At 44.7% G+C, this 19,067-nt stretch carries 18 protein-coding genes; all 18 read right to left on the bottom strand.

Going from position 1 to position 19,067, the window contains the following annotated elements:
* Positions 1 to 10: 10 nt before the first annotated feature.
* Positions 11 to 619: a hypothetical protein gene (locus Q0G26_RS01155; protein WP_293827792.1), complete on the bottom strand. Its 609-nt coding sequence runs from the start codon at positions 617 to 619 to the stop codon at positions 11 to 13.
* 740 nt (positions 620 to 1,359) lie between these two features.
* Positions 1,360 to 1,941 carry a hypothetical protein gene (locus tag Q0G26_RS01150; protein WP_293827789.1) on the bottom strand — a complete coding sequence of 194 codons (582 nt, stop codon included), beginning with the start codon at positions 1,939 to 1,941 and terminating at the stop codon, positions 1,360 to 1,362.
* 19 nt (positions 1,942 to 1,960) lie between these two features.
* Positions 1,961 to 2,620, bottom strand: a complete 660-nt coding sequence (locus tag Q0G26_RS01145; protein ID WP_293827787.1) for a hypothetical protein — start codon at positions 2,618 to 2,620, stop codon at positions 1,961 to 1,963.
* Positions 2,621 to 3,084: 464 nt separating this feature from the next.
* Positions 3,085 to 4,671, bottom strand: a complete 1,587-nt coding sequence (locus Q0G26_RS01140) for an FAD-dependent oxidoreductase (RefSeq protein WP_366517717.1) — start codon at positions 4,669 to 4,671, stop codon at positions 3,085 to 3,087.
* 35 nt (positions 4,672 to 4,706) lie between these two features.
* Positions 4,707 to 5,381, bottom strand: a complete 675-nt coding sequence (locus Q0G26_RS01135) for a 4Fe-4S dicluster domain-containing protein (RefSeq protein WP_276706372.1) — start codon at positions 5,379 to 5,381, stop codon at positions 4,707 to 4,709.
* Positions 5,382 to 5,415: 34 nt separating this feature from the next.
* The gene (locus Q0G26_RS01130; protein WP_293827782.1) at positions 5,416 to 6,252 is read right to left on the bottom strand and encodes an FAD/NAD(P)-binding protein; all 837 of its coding nucleotides are present in this window, start codon (positions 6,250 to 6,252) and stop codon (positions 5,416 to 5,418) included.
* A complete protein-coding gene (locus Q0G26_RS01125) occupies positions 6,245 to 7,303 on the bottom strand; it encodes a 4Fe-4S dicluster domain-containing protein (protein ID WP_293827780.1) in 1,059 nt (352 codons plus the stop codon). Before Q0G26_RS01125 ends, Q0G26_RS01130 begins: the two co-directional genes overlap by 8 nt.
* Positions 7,296 to 8,285: a 4Fe-4S dicluster domain-containing protein gene (locus tag Q0G26_RS01120; RefSeq protein WP_293827777.1), complete on the bottom strand. Its 990-nt coding sequence runs from the start codon at positions 8,283 to 8,285 to the stop codon at positions 7,296 to 7,298. Before Q0G26_RS01120 ends, Q0G26_RS01125 begins: the two co-directional genes overlap by 8 nt.
* Positions 8,273 to 8,713 carry a hydrogenase iron-sulfur subunit gene (locus Q0G26_RS01115; protein WP_345740549.1) on the bottom strand — a complete coding sequence of 147 codons (441 nt, stop codon included), beginning with the start codon at positions 8,711 to 8,713 and terminating at the stop codon, positions 8,273 to 8,275. Before Q0G26_RS01115 ends, Q0G26_RS01120 begins: the two co-directional genes overlap by 13 nt.
* Positions 8,704 to 10,692, bottom strand: a complete 1,989-nt coding sequence (locus tag Q0G26_RS01110; protein ID WP_293827774.1) for a CoB--CoM heterodisulfide reductase iron-sulfur subunit A family protein — start codon at positions 10,690 to 10,692, stop codon at positions 8,704 to 8,706. The genes Q0G26_RS01115 and Q0G26_RS01110 overlap by 10 nt, the downstream gene beginning before the upstream one ends.
* A gap of 11 nt (positions 10,693 to 10,703) precedes the next feature.
* Positions 10,704 to 11,093: a 4Fe-4S dicluster domain-containing protein gene (locus Q0G26_RS01105; RefSeq protein WP_293827772.1), complete on the bottom strand. Its 390-nt coding sequence runs from the start codon at positions 11,091 to 11,093 to the stop codon at positions 10,704 to 10,706.
* The gene (locus Q0G26_RS01100) at positions 11,093 to 11,896 is read right to left on the bottom strand and encodes a CoB--CoM heterodisulfide reductase iron-sulfur subunit B family protein (RefSeq protein ID WP_293827769.1); all 804 of its coding nucleotides are present in this window, start codon (positions 11,894 to 11,896) and stop codon (positions 11,093 to 11,095) included. Before Q0G26_RS01100 ends, Q0G26_RS01105 begins: the two co-directional genes overlap by 1 nt.
* 256 nt (positions 11,897 to 12,152) lie before the next feature.
* Positions 12,153 to 13,199 (bottom strand): WYL domain-containing protein, encoded by a 1,047-nt coding sequence (locus tag Q0G26_RS01095; protein ID WP_293827767.1) that lies wholly within the window; start codon positions 13,197 to 13,199, stop codon positions 12,153 to 12,155.
* Positions 13,200 to 13,277: 78 nt separating this feature from the next.
* Entirely contained in the window at positions 13,278 to 14,540 is a 1,263-nt protein-coding gene (locus Q0G26_RS01090; protein WP_293827765.1) for an MBL fold metallo-hydrolase, read from the bottom strand.
* A gap of 41 nt (positions 14,541 to 14,581) precedes the next feature.
* Positions 14,582 to 14,794 carry a cytoplasmic protein gene (locus tag Q0G26_RS01085; protein WP_366517716.1) on the bottom strand — a complete coding sequence of 71 codons (213 nt, stop codon included), beginning with the start codon at positions 14,792 to 14,794 and terminating at the stop codon, positions 14,582 to 14,584.
* A gap of 266 nt (positions 14,795 to 15,060) precedes the next feature.
* Positions 15,061 to 16,119, bottom strand: a complete 1,059-nt coding sequence (locus Q0G26_RS01080; protein ID WP_293827760.1) for a hypothetical protein — start codon at positions 16,117 to 16,119, stop codon at positions 15,061 to 15,063.
* Positions 16,120 to 16,619: 500 nt separating this feature from the next.
* On the bottom strand, positions 16,620 to 17,813 hold the full coding sequence (locus Q0G26_RS01075) for a hypothetical protein (protein WP_293827758.1): 1,194 nt from the start codon (positions 17,811 to 17,813) through the stop codon (positions 16,620 to 16,622).
* 309 nt (positions 17,814 to 18,122) lie between these two features.
* Entirely contained in the window at positions 18,123 to 19,064 is a 942-nt protein-coding gene (locus Q0G26_RS01070; RefSeq protein ID WP_293827756.1) for a hypothetical protein, read from the bottom strand.
* Positions 19,065 to 19,067: the final 3 nt, after the last annotated feature.

Raw genomic sequence — 19,067 nt, 5'->3', positions numbered from 1 at the left:
TGCTCCTTTCTTAAAAACCACCATCATTATAAGCTCTTGCGATTACATACGAAGGCTCATAATAGGCACTGGCATTATAATTATCAATCACTTCGCAAATAGGATTATTATATACCCGCAGCATGCCCTGAACGTAATCCTCATCAGGCTGCAATGTAGCAAGAATAAGACGCATGTACACCTTGCCCATCGCAGTAGCCGCCGGAATTTGCTCGCATAAATCCTTATCACCCGCAGTGATATCAAAAGTACCCTGCTGCAGGTGATAATCTGCAATCCAATCAGCTTCAACCTGCATAGGATTAACGCTGTGCAGCACGTTGGCCACGCTGATTAAATGACGCAGCTCAGCTTCGCCTATGGTATTAACTACATAAGCGTTATGCTGCTTTAGCTTACGGGCCACACGCTCCACCATATAACACATAAAGTACAAATCATTTTTCACAACTTCACTCAACTCAATAATATCATCGAATGATTTTGCGGAACGTCTTAGATATTCATGACCACCATCTACTGCACAAGCGCCACAAGAACAAACTTTATAATCATGTACCGACAATGATTCTATTACATCACCACATATTTTACACTTGATTGCATTTCTGATAATCATTACCTATCCCTCCTATCTTCTCATTATATCATATACAAAAAATTGGCGCACCATATCATGATACGCCGCGCAACCAAAAGTTCACAAGTAATTTCTTGAAAAAACTCTGCTTCATGTTATATTATAAATAAAGAAGACAACCGCCCACAAAGTGGGTTGCCGCTTTAGATTTGGTTTGAAAAACCGCCTTGTAGCTGCAAATTACAGAGGCGGTTTTTCTATGTCTAGACTATCTGCTGTACTGAAAGATAAAAGTCAGCAATGCCAAAATGAAGATTCAACTAAAAAAACAGCACTACTACCAATACGCCGCCCACCCCAAAAGTTCACAAGTAATTCCTTGAAAAAAACTCCGCTTCATGTTATATTATGAGTAAGAAGACAACCGCCCACAAGGTGGGTTGCCTGTTGGTGTTTAGCTAGAAAGCCGCCCCGCCAAACCTGCAAAGTTTTGGGGCGGTTTTTCTATGTCCGAGATTACTTTCTGTTCTGGAAAATGAACGTCAGCAATGCTACGATAAAAATTCCAAAAGACATTAAGTCCTGAAAACTGAAATATACCATAGACATCACCTCCATTCCGAAGAAATTCGGCAATGCCACCCTGCAACACGGTTGTCTTAAAATATATTTTAGCATATAAAACAAAAACATACAACGAACAAGCCGTGAAGTTTGCCGTTGTATGTTTTTTATTTATATCTTGTTTTTACCTTACATCTCTTTTGTTTATGTTTTTTTCAAGGTCCCGATACTACAAAAAATTCCGCATTCTGATTTTCATCTATCATTTTTCTTACATAATGAATAAAACGACTATAAAAATCTATAAGCACGGCTTTTTTAGGAAGCATATATATTAATTTTTCTTCAAGAGGTATTGTATCATCAAAGCATATTCGTAAGCTGATATTACGATAAGCCTTAATGGCACGATTCAAATCAATAATCTCATGTATTCGTGAACTATGCGTATTACCTTCCAACAACATCACAAGCTCTTCCAACTCTTGTAATATCTGCTCAACAACACTTAACAGATAAAAATTATCACCCCAATGCTCAAATTCATCAGCAGGCATATAAGTGTCTTGATTATATTTTGCATCAAAGTAACGTGCAAAAATATCCTCCAGCAAAAAGGCTGAATCATCTTCATCTATAGAAATATGAACCTTAAAATTGACTTCACCACTATTACCGTCAGATATTCCGTACCACACATAAGAATGGTCATCATGTTCTCCGGTATATATCGGTATACGATCCTCCTCGGTTAATATATACTCTTCAGATTCAGGCATGTTTATCTTGTTAGCCATAAAACGCTCCCTCAATACGTTACATATCCAACTGTAAAAGTTTAAGTTCGTCCTCAAAATTCAAATCAAATACTTCGCCGCTCTTAGATAATAAGCCTAACGCAAATGCTTTAACAACTAACAATTGCCGTATATTTATATCATCAGTCCAAGTATAAAAATGATAGGTATTTATTCCATATTTCTTCAAACACTCCGTAAAACATTTTGCTACAGCATACGCAAAATCGCTTAACCAAACTTTAGTCTTATACGCCTTGTTTTCACTATCACTAGATCTTTTAACAGTAATATTCAGCATAGCATCAGGCTTATTAAAATAGTGCAAATCAAAATTTATATTCCATTCATAAGTTCCAGGCTCTTCGTCCCACATAAAGCTAACTTTTTCAGGGACGCTAGCCCATTCATTGCCATCATTATCGATAAATGGACCTTCATATTCTTCTGTTTCAATAAAAAAATTTTCATATTGGTTATCATAGTCAAAGAAAAAATAAGCTGCTTCTAACAAACCGGTCGGAATACTAGTATGCCAAATTGTAGCAACATATGACGTAAATTCTATAGCATTTATGTAGCACTTAACATCAGCCCAGCCTGCTTCTCGCGGCAAAACTTCAAATTTTACAGGACAATCTTCTCGTATAACTATATTATTCCAATCTATACTATTCACAACCTATCCTCCTATCTTCTTCTCATTATATCATATACAAAAAAACAGCGCACCATATCATGATACGCCGCGCAACCAAAAGTTCACAAGTAATTCCTTGAAAAAAACTCTGCTTTATGTTATATTATGAGTAAGGAGACAACCGCCCACAAGGTGGGTTGCCGTTTGAATTTGGTTTGAAAAACCGCCTTGTAGCAGCAAATTACAGAGGCGGTTTTTCTATGTCTAGACTATCTGCTGTACTGAAAGATAAAAGTCAGCAATGCCAGAATGAACATGCCAAAAGCCATCAGGTCTTTGAAATCATAGTTCCTCATAGACATCACCTCGATTCTCTTAGAGAATTTCGGCAATGCCACCCCGTAAACGGTTGTCTTAAAACATATTTTAACATATAAAACAAAAACATACAACGAACAAACTGTGAAGTTTGCCGTTGTATGTTTTTTATTTATCTTCTATTTTTACCTTACATCTCTGCCATGAGTATAAACCGGCAGCAGCTTCGGCGACAGCTCGCCCTGCACGCCAGCAGCCTTTTCTTCCTCAGCGTAGCGACGTACATGCGCCAGGCTCAGCTTGCCCAGCTTAACAGACTTCGCTGCTTCGGCAGCCTTAGTACCGGCAATGCGGCCAAAGACGATGATATCCAGCAGGCTGTTGCCCATCAGACGGTTGGTACCGTGAATGCCACCAACAGCTTCACCGGCAACAAACAGTCCCGGCAGCTTGGTTTCCGCATCCTTGTCAATCAGAATACCGCCGTTTTGGTAATGCAGCGTCGGATAAATCAAAATCGGTTCCTTGCGCAGGTCAATGCCGAACTTAGCATACATGCGCAGCATACCTGGAATACGTTTGGCAATCGTACCTTCGCCATGCAGCATTTCAATCAGTGGCGTATCGAGCCACAGCGCCACACCGTCGAGCGCCTTCACGCCCTTGCCGCGGGCAGTACACTCGCGAATGATGGACGCAGCCGCCACATCACGAGTTTCCAGCGGATGCATAAAGATTTCGCCTTCGCTGTTTACCAGCTGCGCACCAATCGAGCGCACCTTTTCGGTAACCAGCGCGCCATAAATCTGCGCCGGATAAGCAACACCCGTCGGATGATACTGAATTGCATCCGCATAAATCAGCGGCGCACCAGCACGGTAAGCCATAACAAGGCCGTCGGCAGTCGCACCGTAATGGTTAGATGTCGGGAAGCCCTGATAATGCAAGCGTCCTGCACCACCGGTTGCCATGATTACGCATTTGGCACGCACAACCTTGTACTCCTGCGCGTCAAAATCCCACAGCACTGCACCGGCAGTTTTGCCCTCCTCGTCGAGCAGCAGCTCGACTGCGGGCGCAAACTCCAGCACCGGAATGCCGCTGTTCTGCACCTCGTCACGCAGTACGCGCATGATCTCCGCACCGGTGTAATCGGCGCAGGCATGCATACGCTTACGGCTCGTGCCGCCGCCATGCGTCGTTACCATAGTGCCGTCCTGCTCCTTATCGAACATAACGCCCAGCTTGCTCAGCCAGTCAATCGCCAACGGTCCGTTGGTTACCAGTTCTTCCAGCAGCTCGGGAATATTTTTGTAGTGACCGCCGCCAAAGGCATCCAGATAATGCTGCGCCGGGGAATCGTTGCCCTTATCCGCAGCCTGAATACCGCCCTCAGCCATCATCGTGTTGGCATCGCCCATGCGCAGCTTTGTAACTACGAGGACATTCGCACCGCCGTTATGTGCTTCCAACGCAGCGGAAGCACCGGCGCCGCCGCCACCGATAACCAACACATCAACGTCATAGTCCACTTTTTCCAAATCAAGCTCTACATCCTGCAGGCGGCTTTTGCCCTCCAGCAGCTGTGCCAATTCTACCGGCACCTTCTGTCCCTTGTTGGGACCAACCTCCAGCACCTTGAAGCCCTTGGAGCTATAGTCCGGATGGAACTCCTTCAGCAGCTCGTCCTTTTCCTCTGCCGTAAAGCGTTCAATAGAAGCGTGCAGACGTTGGGCACGGGTAGCTTCAACCTTAGCCATAGATTTTAACATATCTTCAGTAAATGCACTCACCTTGCCGCACCTCCTTATTTTTCAATCTCACGCTTGTTATACAGGTCTTTGATTTCATCCAAAGGCATATTTTTAAGCTTTTCCAACAGTGTTACATAATCGCCGTTTTCAATTTCGGCAACACGCTTGGCCAGATGCTCGCACTTCGGCGCAATATATTTGCCCGTCAGGCGACGGCACAGCAGGCCGACAGCGCTGTGGCTGATTTGCGCCGGGCAGCGGGATGCACAGATGTTACAGCCAACGCAGTCGAAGGAAGCATGCGCTGCCTTCTCATATTCGCCGCGCTGAGCGTAAGCAATATACTGCATAACATTCAGGCCCTGCGGACAGCCCTTGGTGCAGGCATTGCAGCCGATGCAGCTGAAAATTTCCGGATAAAGCTGACCGACAATATTATCGCTTGCCTTAATCTCTTCAATATTAAAGGTACGCTTGTTAATTGGGAAGGAATCAATCTTGCCAACGCACATGCCTTCCTCAACCTTCGTCTGGCAGGAAAGCACAACCTTCAGCTCCGTGCTGCCCTTTAAACGATAAATTACTGCGCATGCTCCGCAAAAGCCGCTGCGGCAGCCGCAGCCGCGCACCAGCTTAAAGCCTGCATATTCCATGGCATCCATAATGGTCAGGGTTGCCGGGACACTGTACTTTTTGCCCAGCAGGTAAACAGTTACCATTTCTTCCATATTTTTGCTCCTTATATTTTCTTCTCCAAAAAAATCAATACTCGTCCGGCATTTCATCCAGCTCATCGCAAGTAAATACCGGCCCGTCCTTGCACACATACTTCTTGCCGATATTGCAGCGACCACACTTGCCCACACCGCACTTCATGCGCAGCTCCAGCGTCGTATAAACCTGCTTCTTCACAAAGCCCATCTCAATCAACGCCGCCAGACACAGCTTAATCATAATCGGCGGACCGCACAGCAGCACCGTCTTATCCGGCGTAAACTTCAGGTCCTTCAGGAAGTTAGGCACAAAGCCGACATTGCCCGTCCAACCCTCCTGCGCACGGTCAATCGTCAGATGCACGCGCGTATCCTTTTGCGCCGGCCACACATTCGTCAGCTCGTCGTAACGCACAAAATCTTCCTTACTGCGCGCACCGTAAACAACATCAATGCTGCCGTAATCGTCACGCTTATCCAGCATATAATTGATTACACTGCGCAGCGGCGCCAAACCGATGCCACCGGCGATAAAGAGCAGATCCTTGCCTTTCAATTTATCCTCAACCGGGAAATGATTGCCGTAAGGCCCGCGCACCGCAATCTGCTGACCAGGTTCAATATCAAAATGCAAAAAGTTCGTAATCGAGCCACAGCGTTTAATGCTGAACTCCATATATTTTTCGTTCGTAGGAGAGGAGGTAATGGAAAAAATCGCCTCACCCTTACCGGGAACGGAAAGAATAGCGCATTGTCCCGGCAAATGCTCAAACAGCTTACCGCCGCCGATTTTCTCCACGCGGAAGGTTTTTACATCAGCTGTTTCCGTGCAGATATCCGTCACCACGCCAATCTGCGGAATCAAAGTATCCTGACAATTACACATCCTGCTTCACCTCCGCTTTTTCCAAGGCCTTAGCAACCTTGACAATATTAAGCTGCACCGGACACTTTTGCAGACAACGTCCACAGCCGACGCAAGCATATTCACCTTCGTTGTTCTCCGGGAAATATACCAGCTTATGCATATAACGCTGACGGAAGCGCTCCACCTTCGTCTTACGCGGACTGCCATGAGCCATCAGCGTAAAATCCTTCGCCATGCAGCTGTCCCAACAGCGATAGCGCTGCGTGCGCTCCTCAGTCTCCTGATAATCACGGATATCATAGCAATGACAGGTCGGACACACATAGGTGCAGGTGCAGCAGGACAAGCAGCCTGCAGCCAGCTGCTCCCAGATTTTACTGTGGAAGACCTTCAGCTCGTCCTTCGTCAGCGCGTCATTTACCTTGAAATCATGCAAGGGCAGTACGCTCAAAATTTTTTGCGTCTGCTCCTGCTGCTCGCTTACCGCTGCCGCAGCATCCGCAGCTGCCTCCGCCAGCACACCGGCGCTGACAAGCTTCGCTGTCAGCTCCTCGCCCTTGGCTGTCACAGCCTGCCAGCAAAGCTCCTCGCCCACCAGCCAGGTCTGCACATCCGTCTCCGGAGCGCCCGCGTCAATGCCAAAGGCATGACAGAAACAGGTTTCTTCGGGAGCACTGCAGCCTAAGCCGATAAGCACGCATTGCTCACGTCTTGTTTTGTAATATGTATCAACAGGCGCTTTTAAAAATACCTTATCTAAAATTTGAAAGCTGCGCGCATCGCAGGCACGCACGCCCATGACGATCGTCGTACCGGCAGGCGGAATATTCTGCTCCAACGCCAGCTCCTTGCCGCTCATCTTAAAGGTCAGCAGATTTTCTACCTGCGGGAAGAAAACATCCTTCGCACTGCGGTTCGTCAGCAGTGCATCCAACGCAACCTCCGCATCCTCGCGATACGGCGCGAAGTCCGCATGACCGCTCTTGTTCTTACAGGGCAGCAGCAGCGTACCGATATTTTGCAGGGCTGCATATAACTTCGGCAGCTTATCCTTTGCTATCTTATACATGCTGCTCCCTCCCTTCTACCGCACTGTTGGCCTCAGGATCGTTCTGCTTAAAGCTTACCTGCGGTGCAGGTGTTTCGCTGTCCGCACCGGCCTGATACTGACCGAAGAAGCTGTTGATATCCTTCATGAACTTCATATTCAGCAGCTCCAGATGAATTCCCTGCGGGCAAACACGCGCACATTCACCACAACCGGTGCAACGACCGGCAACATGGAAGGCACGGATGATATGATACATCTGCTCCTCAACCTCGTCGGCATACGCCTTGCCTGCTACCGGAGTGTCCGGCTTATCAAAAATGCACTGCTCGCAGCTGCACGCCGGGCAGATATCACGGCAGGCATTGCAGCGAATGCACTTGGAAAGCTCGCTTTGCCAGAAGGCAAAACGCTCTTCCTCGCTCATCGCTTCAATCTCCTTGACCTTGGCGAATTTATCACCGGTAAACTGCGGTACAGGCAACGGCTCAGCCAGCTCCTCATCCGCAATTTTATAAGCAGCGCCCTTGCACATCAGGCATTTGTTCAGCAGCACGTCAGCCTTTGCCAGACGCTTTTCGCCATAAGCAGTGTTGACAACAACCTCGTCACCGTCCACGCTCACGCTGATGATGCCCTTAGCACCGGCAGCCTTAATCTTTTTGATATCCAACATACCGCTGCAGGGTGTTCCGATGGCATAAACAAGCTCACGCTTAATGCGGTTATCCTTCAGCAGCTGGTTCACTCCGTATGTATCGCAAGGCTTTAAGAAAACAGCCGTCTTCTTGCCTGCATGGCTTGTTTCGATTAAATATTTGCAGAGATTGGCAGGACAGAACTCGTTATAAACAAGCTTGTCACATTCGTCCGCACTGCTTACGGCAGCAGGTGCGTTATCGTAAAAGAATTCGCCTGCCTGCCAGGCCAGCACACGCTCTACTGTGCCCTCTGCCAACAGTTCGGCTGCACGCTTCTGCAGCAGCTTTTCTATTTTTTGCATCGCAAATCCCTCAACTTTACATTCTCACCCAATGCCGCAATATGCTCGGCAAAATCGTTCATCACCTGTGCAAAGCGTGCGCCCTCGGCCGCACTTACCCATTCCACACGGAAGCGCTCACCGGCCACGCCCAGATAATCAAGCATGCTGAGAAGCAGCGTCATACGACGGCGTGCATAATAGTTGCCGGTAGAATAATGGCAGTCGCCGGGGTGACAGCCGCACATGATGACACCGTCCGCGCCACGCTGAAACGCGCGCAGGATAAAGAGCGGATTCACTCTGCAGGAGCAGGGAACCTTGATGATTTTGATATTAGCAGGATAATGCTTGCGGGCCGTTCCGGCGCCGTCAGCACCGGCATAGCTGCACCAGTTGCAGCAGAAGGCCACGATTTTCGGTTCAAAATTTTTCTTCTCTAGCATAATGCATCCACCTCTGCCAGAATTTGTTGATTAGTAAAGCCCTGCAAATCCATAGCACCGCAGGGGCAGGCTACCGTGCAGGCACCGCAGCCCTGGCACAGCGCATTGTTTACCACCGCAACGGTGCGTGTTTCGCGCACACCCAGCTTCGTGATAACCTGCTTGCTCTCGCCGGTAATCGCGCCGTAGGGGCAGACATGCGTGCAAGCCAGACAGCCGCTGCAAATGCTTGTATCGCACTGGGCAGTGCAGGGGTTCGTCAGCAGCTTATCCTTCGCCAGCAAGCCGACAACCTTAACAGCCGCCGCACCGGCCTGCGAAACAGTTTCCGGAATATCCTTCGGTCCCTGGCACATGCCGCTGAGGAAAATGCCTGCCGTCGGACTTTCAACAGGACGCAGCTTCGGATGCGCCTCTACGTAAAAGTCATCGTTGTCAATGCTGGCCGTCAGCATCGTTGCCAGCTTGCGTGCATCGGGAGAAGGCTGCACAGCCGTCGCCAGTACTACTAAATCAGGATTCAGCATCAGCTTGCGACCGCTGTTCAAATCGCTGGCGAAAACCGTCAGCCTGCCATCGCCGTCAACAACAACCTTGCCTACCTGACCGCGTACATAATGCACGCCGTATTCCTCCACCGCACGGCGTTGAAACTCGTCAAAGCCCTTGCCCGGAGTACGTACATCTATATAAAAAACAGTTACATCCACATCAGGATATTTTTCACGGATATACATCGCATGCTTGGCATTATACATGCAGCAGATTTTACTGCAGTAGCTCTTGCCGCGACCGCTCACATCACGCGAGCCTACGCAGGAAACAATGATAACCTTCTTCGGCTCCTTGCCGGTAGACGGACAAACAAGATGACCTTCGGTAGGACCTGCCGCATTCGTCAGACGCTCCAGCTCCAGCGAGGTGATAACATCCTTGCTGGCACCGTAGCCATATTCACCGAACTTGTCGAGAGGCAGCGTTTTAAAGCCCGTTGCCAATACAATTGCGCCGTATTTTTCCGTAATCAGCTCATCGGTCTGCGTGTAATCAATAGCTCCTGCCGGACAGAGCTTGGAGCAGATTCCGCATTTACCGGTTTTGAACTTAATGCAGGCCTCACGGTCGATAACAGGAACCTTAGGAATGGCCTGCGCAAAGGGAATATAAATCGCGCCGCGATTCTTCAGTCCCATATCGAATTCGCTCGGCGTTTTGCGGGACGGACATTTTTCGGTACAAATGCCGCAGCCGCTGCACATATCAGCCTTCACGCTGCGTGCTTTTTTGCGGATTGTCACATCAAAATTACCCACAAAGCCGCTTACGCTTTCTACCTCGCTATAGGTATAAAGCGTAATATTTTCATGATTCGCTGCATCCACCATCTTCGGTGTCAGGATGCAGGCAGAGCAGTCGAGTGTCGGGAAGGTTTTGTCGAGCTGCGCCATACGGCCGCCGATTGTCGGCTCCTTCTCCACAATATCTACCTTATAGCCTGCTTCCGCAATATCCAGCGCTGTCTGAATACCGGCGATACCGCCGCCGATAACCAGTGCGCGCTTCACTACCTGGCTTTCGCCGGGCTTCAGCGCTCCATTAAAGCGCACCTTGGCAATTGCCGCCTTGGCTAATTTAATCGCCTTCGCTGTCGCTTCGACCTTATCCTTCAGCACCCAGGAGCATTGCTCACGGATGTTGGCAATCTCTACCATATAAGGATTGATGCCAACGCCCTCTGCACATTTGCGGAAGGTTGCCTCGTGCATACGCGGCGAGCAGCTGCAGACAACAATTCTGTCCAGCTTATAATCAGCCACAGCCTTGCGAATCAGCTCCTGGCCTTGCTCGGAGCACATATATTTATAATCGATGGCATAGGCAACGTCCGGAATTTGGCGTACTGCCTCTACCACCTGGGCAACATCTACCGTGCCGGCGATGTTGCTGCCACACCAACAAACAAAAACACCAATCTTTTGCACGTAGCTTCCCCCTATTTATTGTATTTTCTAAAGGCTGCCACCAAAAGCTGCTGCGGCATATCGCTCGGATAATGCTCCACACTTTCGGCAGGCAGCTTATTGTTGCCCTGCTGACGAATCTGCAGCAGACGCAACGCCTCCATAACGCGCGCCGGGCTCACGCCGCGCGGGCAGCGCTCCTCGCACGCCATGCACGACAGACATTGCCACGGTGCGTCAGCCTCCAGCAGCTCGGACGCATGACCACTGTTTAAGTCCCACACTACGCGGTGGGGCAAAAGGTCCATTTTAGACGCAGCTTCGCAGTTCGCACTGCAGCGGCCGCACTGCATACAGCGGCTCACGTCGGTAGCAGCAAGGCGCAGAATAGCCTCTGTCAATTGCTTTTCATCAACAGCCATTATTCCGCACCTCCTTCGCTCTCCGCAACACCAAGTGCTTCAGCAAGAAGCTCCGTAAAGTAACGCGTCGGCAGGCTGCCTGCGGCACCATTAGCCGTCAGGTTATACGCACACAGCGGGCAGGCCGTAACCAGCTCCTGCGCACCACAGCTTGCAGCATTATTTTTAATTTCGCTGACGAGCTTTTCGCATTGCGCCTTATCCTTCAGCGCCAGATAACCGCCGCAGCATTCATTGCGCATGCTGTAAATAATCGGCTCTGCACCCAACGCTTTAATAAAGGCTTCCATAACAGTTGGACTCTCTACGTCATCGAGGGTCAAAACCGCTCCCGGTCTAAGCAGCAAACAGCCATAATAAGCGCCAACCCTGCGTTCCTTCAAAGGATGGCTCACCAGCTGCGCCAGCTTTTCCCAACCGATTTCATCACGCAAAACCTCCAGGTAATGCAAAACCCGTGTTTCACCGGCATAAGGCTCCTCCAATTGCAGATAATTATTCACCTTTTGGCGAATCTCCGCATTCGTTGCCATATCGTGGTTCACACGTTTGATGACATGGTAGCACGCACTGCACAGCGTCACCAGTACGCCGCCGTTTTCACGCGCTGCCACAAGCGCACGCACCGCACTCAGACGCTCGGCAATAGCATCGGGTGCCATCGGGTAAACCGCGCCGCAGCACTGCCATTCCGGCAGCTCCACCAGCGGAAAGCCCAGCACCTCAGCACAGCGTCGTGCTGCCATATCCAGCTGCTTCGCCTTCGTTGACAGCGTACAGCCAGGATAATAATTATAAATCATCGTCTTTCCCTCCTTCGCAAAGGACATAAAACAACCTTGACCAAAAAATTGCTTTATTACGTATCTATTCTACATTAATTCTGAAAATACTGCTAGTAGCAAAGAAAAATTTTCTGAAATAATGCCTGCAACATATAGGAGCACTACACGTGATTGCTATAAGCTTGTAAAAGCGCAAATTATCCACAGCAAAAAAGCACCGCCTGCACTGCAAAAACGCAGTACAAACGATGCTTTATTGATAAAATTATTTAGCTTAGCTGTTATACAGCTCAAGCTGCTTTTGCAAATATTCCCTATACGCCGCTCGTACACTATCGGGGCCAGCGATAATTACATCGCCGTCAAAACCTGCCACCCAGCCCAAAAAGCCCGCGTCAGACTGCACTTCAACGCTCGTAGCAAAATATTCCTTATCATCCGGGCAGTCGTACATGTTAATCCTATTACCAAACCTTGCCAGAATATCAAGGCGACATTTCTGCTTACAATGCAGACTAACTCGCTGCGTCGTACCATAACGCATATTAATATGCTCGCGCAGATAATCGCAGATATTTTTGCAAGAATCCTTAAGCATTTTGTAATCCGTGCTATCCGTCAGCTTATTCGCTGCTTTTCCCTGCACCCGCACATTTACCATACGCGACAGGCGGTAGTGACTGAAATTTTTGTATTCACCCGTGCAGCCAATGACATAATAATCATCATTCATTGGCACGAAATAATACGGACTCACAAAATATTCCATTCCCTCATGGCTCAAATCCTTCTGCTGGGGATTGGGCACAAACTTATAGTTATATTGGAAGCTAAGCTGCTTTTTATCCCTAATCGCCTCCATAATCTTATCAAAGTTATACTTCGTCTTACTTAGAGCCACATTCAGACTTGCATCACAAATAACAGCCTCCTTCAGGAACTTCCTGTCGGTAGGTGTACCCAACTGAAAAATCTTATTCACGAGCTTTTTCGCATCCTCCGCTGTCAAAAAGCGGGCTGAAGCAACTGCGTCTGCCAACATCTTGAGCTGGTCACACCCGAACGGCTTATTCTCATAATTTAGATACTTGCCATCGTTATGGTTTTCACAGGCTTCCAACTTGTAACCACACGCCTCAATAGTCTGCAAATCGCGCATAATCGACTTGCGGTCCGGCTCATGATCGCACACACCGTCCTCCAGCAGCTTCGCAATAATCTGCGTAATGTTCAGCGGATGCTGCTCATCCGTATTCTGCATATATTCAAACACGCGCAATAAGCGGCATTTGTTAAGATATTTTGCGTTCTGCTCTGCCATGCTATCAACCTCACTTCCAGTGAAACGCTCTGCGTAGATATTCTCTATTTTTCATGATATACGCAACTGCTAAGAAAATCAATACTGTCTGTACCTGATTTCCGCCTGCTCTGAATGAATTATCGCCACATACTCGCGTGGATTCACAAACCTGATAATCTCCTCCACTACCTCTTTTGACGCGTGCCCGCTCGTATGCAGCTGCACTGTATTGCAAGCAGCACAGGCCTCAGCCAGCTCCGCATTATAATACTCTGCACCTTTGTCCTTAATATAGCCTGACCATTGAGAATAAATCACGAGTGGCTGCAGGTCGCTATATTTAGCCACTAGCCTTTGCAGCTTCTCCGCAGCCTGTGTTCCGCTCAGAAAAATCAGCGCGCCACGTTCACGCAGCTTTTTTTCCTGCAACTTGTAGGCCAGTTTATCCTCTAACACTTCCTTGTCTAGCAGCAAGCTGTACATTCCCGGCAATCTGACCTGCCTGTCCTGTTGGCAATTATTCAGATAAGCATACAAATCCTGCTTATATTGATAATAGCTCTGCACCTGCCCCAGCATATATCTGCTTGCCAGCACAATCTTATGCGCATCCCGTGCAGCACGATAAAAATTGCGCAGGCGGATAAAATTCGTCGACGAACAGATGCAAAAGACCAGCTTATGCTCTCGCATCAACGCACAAGCCTGCGTAAGAAGTTCATCTTCCGTCAGCAGCTCGCCCTCCTCGCGCGTCATATTTGTGCCTTCGGTAATCAGAATATCTACAGGCTTAGAACGCAGCTCCAAGCCCAATACATAATGCAGCAACAGCTTTTTAAGCTTCTCGCCCATAAAGCCATGCGTGCGGAAATCACCCATATGCAAAATACGCTTATCCGGCGTTTCAATCAGAAACATCATCGCCGCCTCTGCCGAATGGTCGATGGTGTAAGGCGTGACTTTAATATCGCCAACCTGCACAACCTGCTGAGGCCAGAGCACATGATTACGCGTTTTGTCTTCCAAAATTTCAATCTGCTTCTTGTACTGCGCATCGTGCTTCGCCAAAGCGTGGTAAATATTGAGCAGCGCATAGCGGCACATCTGGCTCATGTACAGTGGAATCCCCGGGAGTATTTTATCGAACCGCCCGATGTGGTCACCATGATAATGCGTGAAGAATACCGCATCGTATTGCTGCTCGCCAGAAGTCAGTCCTTCGACCTCCAGCGCTTCTTTATGCTTGCTGCCCGGCAGATTCTCGCCAAAATCAATGCAAATCTTCGTTGTGTCTGTGCTAATTAAAGTAACGCAGCCGCCAATCTGGTCGGCATGAAGAAATTCTATGTTGGTAGACATCTTATCGCTCCCTATTATTTATCTCAAACTATCATTGTATCTTAGCAGCTAAACCAATAATCTCTCATCTTCTGCAAAAATTCTTCTGTCAACGGATAGCCTGCACTCTCGCCTATAACAGCATCTATGCCACAATATGGACACAGTGCAGTTAAGTCAAGATCAACCCATTCTAACTCTTCAGTGTCAAAAACTTTAAGGCAATGAAAACATCCACATCTTTTATCATGTTCAAGCAGTCTTCTGTTAAACATACAATATTCATGCGCTGTGATATAATCAGGCTCACATTTTTGTTCTGTATTATCATTTTTATGAAAATTTATCTTTTGCATTTTATCTCCATCCTTCCTAACAAAAAACATTTTAGTAGTTACATCAACCATGCTGCTTTCAAAGAACTTTGTAAGGATAGTATACGGCAAGCGATATGGCAAAAATGGTATAGCTGATGCTTGTTTTTGGGTAAAGAAAAACGCCCCGACGCGCGGGGCGAGAGAAGTACTGCTTCAATAGTTTTTCAAACAGGACTACTCTTCTTAACTTTAGGCAACTCCAATTCAAATTTTATATTACTATAATCGATAACTCCATTCGTATTCATTAACTTAATCAATGGTTCCCAATTGTCAATTATATCACTGTGTAAAACATCGCATATCATGATGCCATTCACTTTATAATTAGTCAAATCAAGTTCTAATTTTTCATAATTTCTATGCGATACTTTTTTCCCAGCATTTTTAATTTTAGATTTTACTATTTTACCATAACCATCGCCGATTTTCTGATTTACAAAAATATCATTTACATAATTACTATAAAAAAATATTTCTGTTAAAACACCGACCATTTTGTTTTTTGTTTTAAGTTCGTAAACGTTAATAACTTTTTCCTTATCATCTAAGGCCCAAAAATCAATAGCCGCTGATCCACCTGTAAAAACCACATTATCTTTCTTTACTTCGTCTTCATATAATCCAACAGGTAATTGTCTATCAATAATAGTATCTTTAGCGAAGCCTAAAATATTTTCCTTTAATTCATTGTCAGTACCAAACATCCATTCTACGTATTTTTCTAATCCTTTATTCCATAACTTATATTCATTAGTTTCTGCTTCTCCCACAGGAACATTATTCTTGAATTCATGCTCTCCACTTAAATAGCTAATGAAATTATCCCTAAATCCTTTTAACATATCACTGAGGTCAAACCATTCGCCATATTGTTCTTTAAACTTCAAAATTCTATACAAAAATCTTCCTAAGCAGCCATTGGATGGTTTTGCTATATTATAATCAGAATTACTAACTCCCTTTACACCCAATACTATTTTCTTTAAGTCTTTCTTTCTATAATCAGCCTCTGCTTTTATGATTAACGCCCATGCTTCAAATGCAGCAGCATCATCTTGCATATTAAATTTATCTTTAACTAAGCCAGCAGCTGCAGCGCTTAGTTCCATAGTAAGAGTAGCTTCTTTTTCATCATATTTTAGTGTAATATTATTAGGAAATTCACTTAACGTTATACCTATGTCTTTTGTTAAAATCTTTTCTGCTTCCTTGTTTTTCATCACCCAAACCTCCTCACGCAATAAACTACTTATTTATTCTACGCACTAAATTAAAACTCCTGCAATCCCACTCCAGCACACCGCATTCTCTCTGTAAATAACAAATCACGCAAAATACATCATGATAAAAGCCAAATGCGAGATGACTTGCCCATCCCGCATCCAACTAATTATAATAAAGCCTTCTGCTTATTATGTAACCGCAGGTTTATTTATGCTTTTTACACCAAATATAAGAAACAGGTTAAAGCCAAAATAACAGCTCACTAAATATGTTTTGCGTTATTTAGTTTTCAAAAAACTTTGTGAGAATAGTATACGGCAAACAATATGGCCAAAACGGTATAGCTGACGCTTGTTTAGGGTAAAGAAAAACGCCCCGACGCAAACCGCAGCGAGTGAATAAATTTACGGATTTCTTATTTTTACCGTATACCATAAAATTCATTGAAACGAAAACGCTAGAGCGCCTACCACAGAAAGCCAAAAATAAACTGATACTATTTTACAATACATCCTGCTGAAAGATTGTATTTTACAGGTTTAACATAGTATAATTTTGATTTTGTTCTATTTTTATTCATTATTTCAATTATATTACTCATCGCAAGCAATGGATGAATATTATTATCATCAAACAAAATAATACCCTTAACCTTTTTAGTTACTTTAGTTACATTTCTCTTTGCAAATAAATATATATAATCATAATTACGATAATTTTTATCAGTAGGACTACTAATATCAAATATTTTTTTTACACATAAATCATACATGAAGTTAGCATAGAAGAAAATCTCCGTTAATGCACCTACCATCTGATTTTTTGTTTTCAGTTCATAAATTGTTAACTCATCTCCGTCAACAGAATTTAATGACCACAAATCAAGAAATCCACCAGAAAATATTCTGGTGCCTTTAGACACAAATCCTTCAAATAAGCTAACAGGAAATTGTCTACCTATACATTCAGCATCATTTACATACAATTTCAATTTGCCATCCGACATTTGTTGTTCAACAAAATATTCCTTGGAAATCTTAGATTTATCATCATATTCTGCAATTGAAGATATTCTTTTAGGCTCACACCGAGGTATATTATTTAAAAATAAATTATTCTTTAAGTATCTATCAAAACATTTGCACAAGCACTCTAAATCAGCATCTAATTCAAACCATCCTGAACCCTTTACCTTACCATATTGTTCAGAAAACCTTAATACTCTGTATAAAAAGCGTCCAAAATGGCATCTATTTTTATCTGATATATTCCAAAATAACTTATGGAACAAGCAATCGGTCAACTCATTCATTGACAACTTCCCCAAAACTAATTTATCAATCCACTTCTCATTTTCCACAATTGTAGTTTTTTCAGCAAAATCATCATCTTGATCCATAGATTTTGATAAACTCCTCAATTCCTCATCTAATCCAGAAACACATAATTTTATATTTAAGTTTTCATTAGCAGCTCTAATGGCTAAAACCCAACCTTCAAAGCAAGCATTATTATCTTGCATATTAGTTACTTGACCAGACTGATTATTTATTATTCCAGTTGCTTCTAGAAGAAGAGTCATAGTTAAATTATTTTTTCCATCAAAATCTATGGATATTTCTTTAGGAAAATCCTTCATCACTACGTCTAATTCTTCTTTCAAAATTTTAACTGCATCTTGATTAGCCATCGTCAAAACCTCCAATCACAACTAAGATACTTACATATTCTCCACCATCAACTGAAACTTCTGCACTCCCTCTCCCTCACGCCTGCACGTGAACAGTTTATTTATGCTTCTTGCATTCATTATAACAAGCAGGCTAGGGCAAAAATAGTAGTTCACTAAATATGTTTTGTGCTATTTAGGTTTCAAAGAACCTTGTGAAAATAGTATACGATAAGTGATATGGTAAAAACAGTATAGCTAAAGTTTACTTTTGCAAGAAAAAAGCTGCGGCACTAAGCCGCAGCGAATGAAGTTCATACTTGCTTTTATTTATGCCTGATATTCGGTAATATCACGCATTTTATCAACATACAATCCATATCCGACATTAGACGCATTAGCAATCAAAATGTTAAACGTGTAATTATTACAATCTATTTTAGATAACACATCTCCCAGTTTCGTTTTATCAGGGTCATGGTTCGCAAAAATCAAAGCTACTTCAGGCTTATTTTCCGACTCATTTTCCGGCTCATTGAATTTTATTTTTACATCATATTGCTTCTCTTGAAGCCCATCAACCAAACCTAACTTACATTTTTGCTTAAATACTTCTTCCCAGTCCGTATATATCGCTTGACGCTCACTTAACGGTTTGGCAAAAAAATTCTTAAAATCTTCAAGATGTTTTTCTATACCAGCAGTCCCATCCAAAGCCTTGTCTCCATATTTCATTTCCATCAGCACAACAGAACATTTCCTATTATCTTTACGAATCCAAGACTTTGATTCCCATTTTAATGCCACAATGTCAAAACGTGATTTACTTCTATCGTTATCATCTGCATATTCAATATCAAGTATATAATAATCTGTCGATTTGGAAATATCTCCTTGGTTATTGTTTTCTCTCACTAATAACTGCTGAAATTCCCTTTCGTACTTAGGATTCTTATGAAGCCACATGTCCATCGCTTGTTTATAATACGGAATATTCTTGACAGCTTGCTGTATTGTAGGGTTACAAATTACTATAATCCCAGTATTTCTCCAAGCCTCTGTATCGCAATAATTTGAATCGAAACAAATTTCATATGTTCCGCTCCCCTTTTCTGTAATTCTAAAAAGGCTGCCACCACGATAATAAATATTGATGCATTTCCCACGTAACTCTAAATCCAAAGTATCATCTGCCAAAACTCTTTCTAACAATGAACTTAATTTACCAGTTTTTAAATCATCTAAAAAAACTTCAGAAATCGCTCTTGCCATCGT

Origin of the sequence: uncultured Phascolarctobacterium sp., assembly GCF_934190775.1 — a bacterium.
Taxonomy (GTDB): Bacteria; Bacillota; Negativicutes; order Acidaminococcales; family Acidaminococcaceae; genus Phascolarctobacterium_A.
This window is presented reverse-complemented; position numbering and strand designations above follow the sequence as displayed.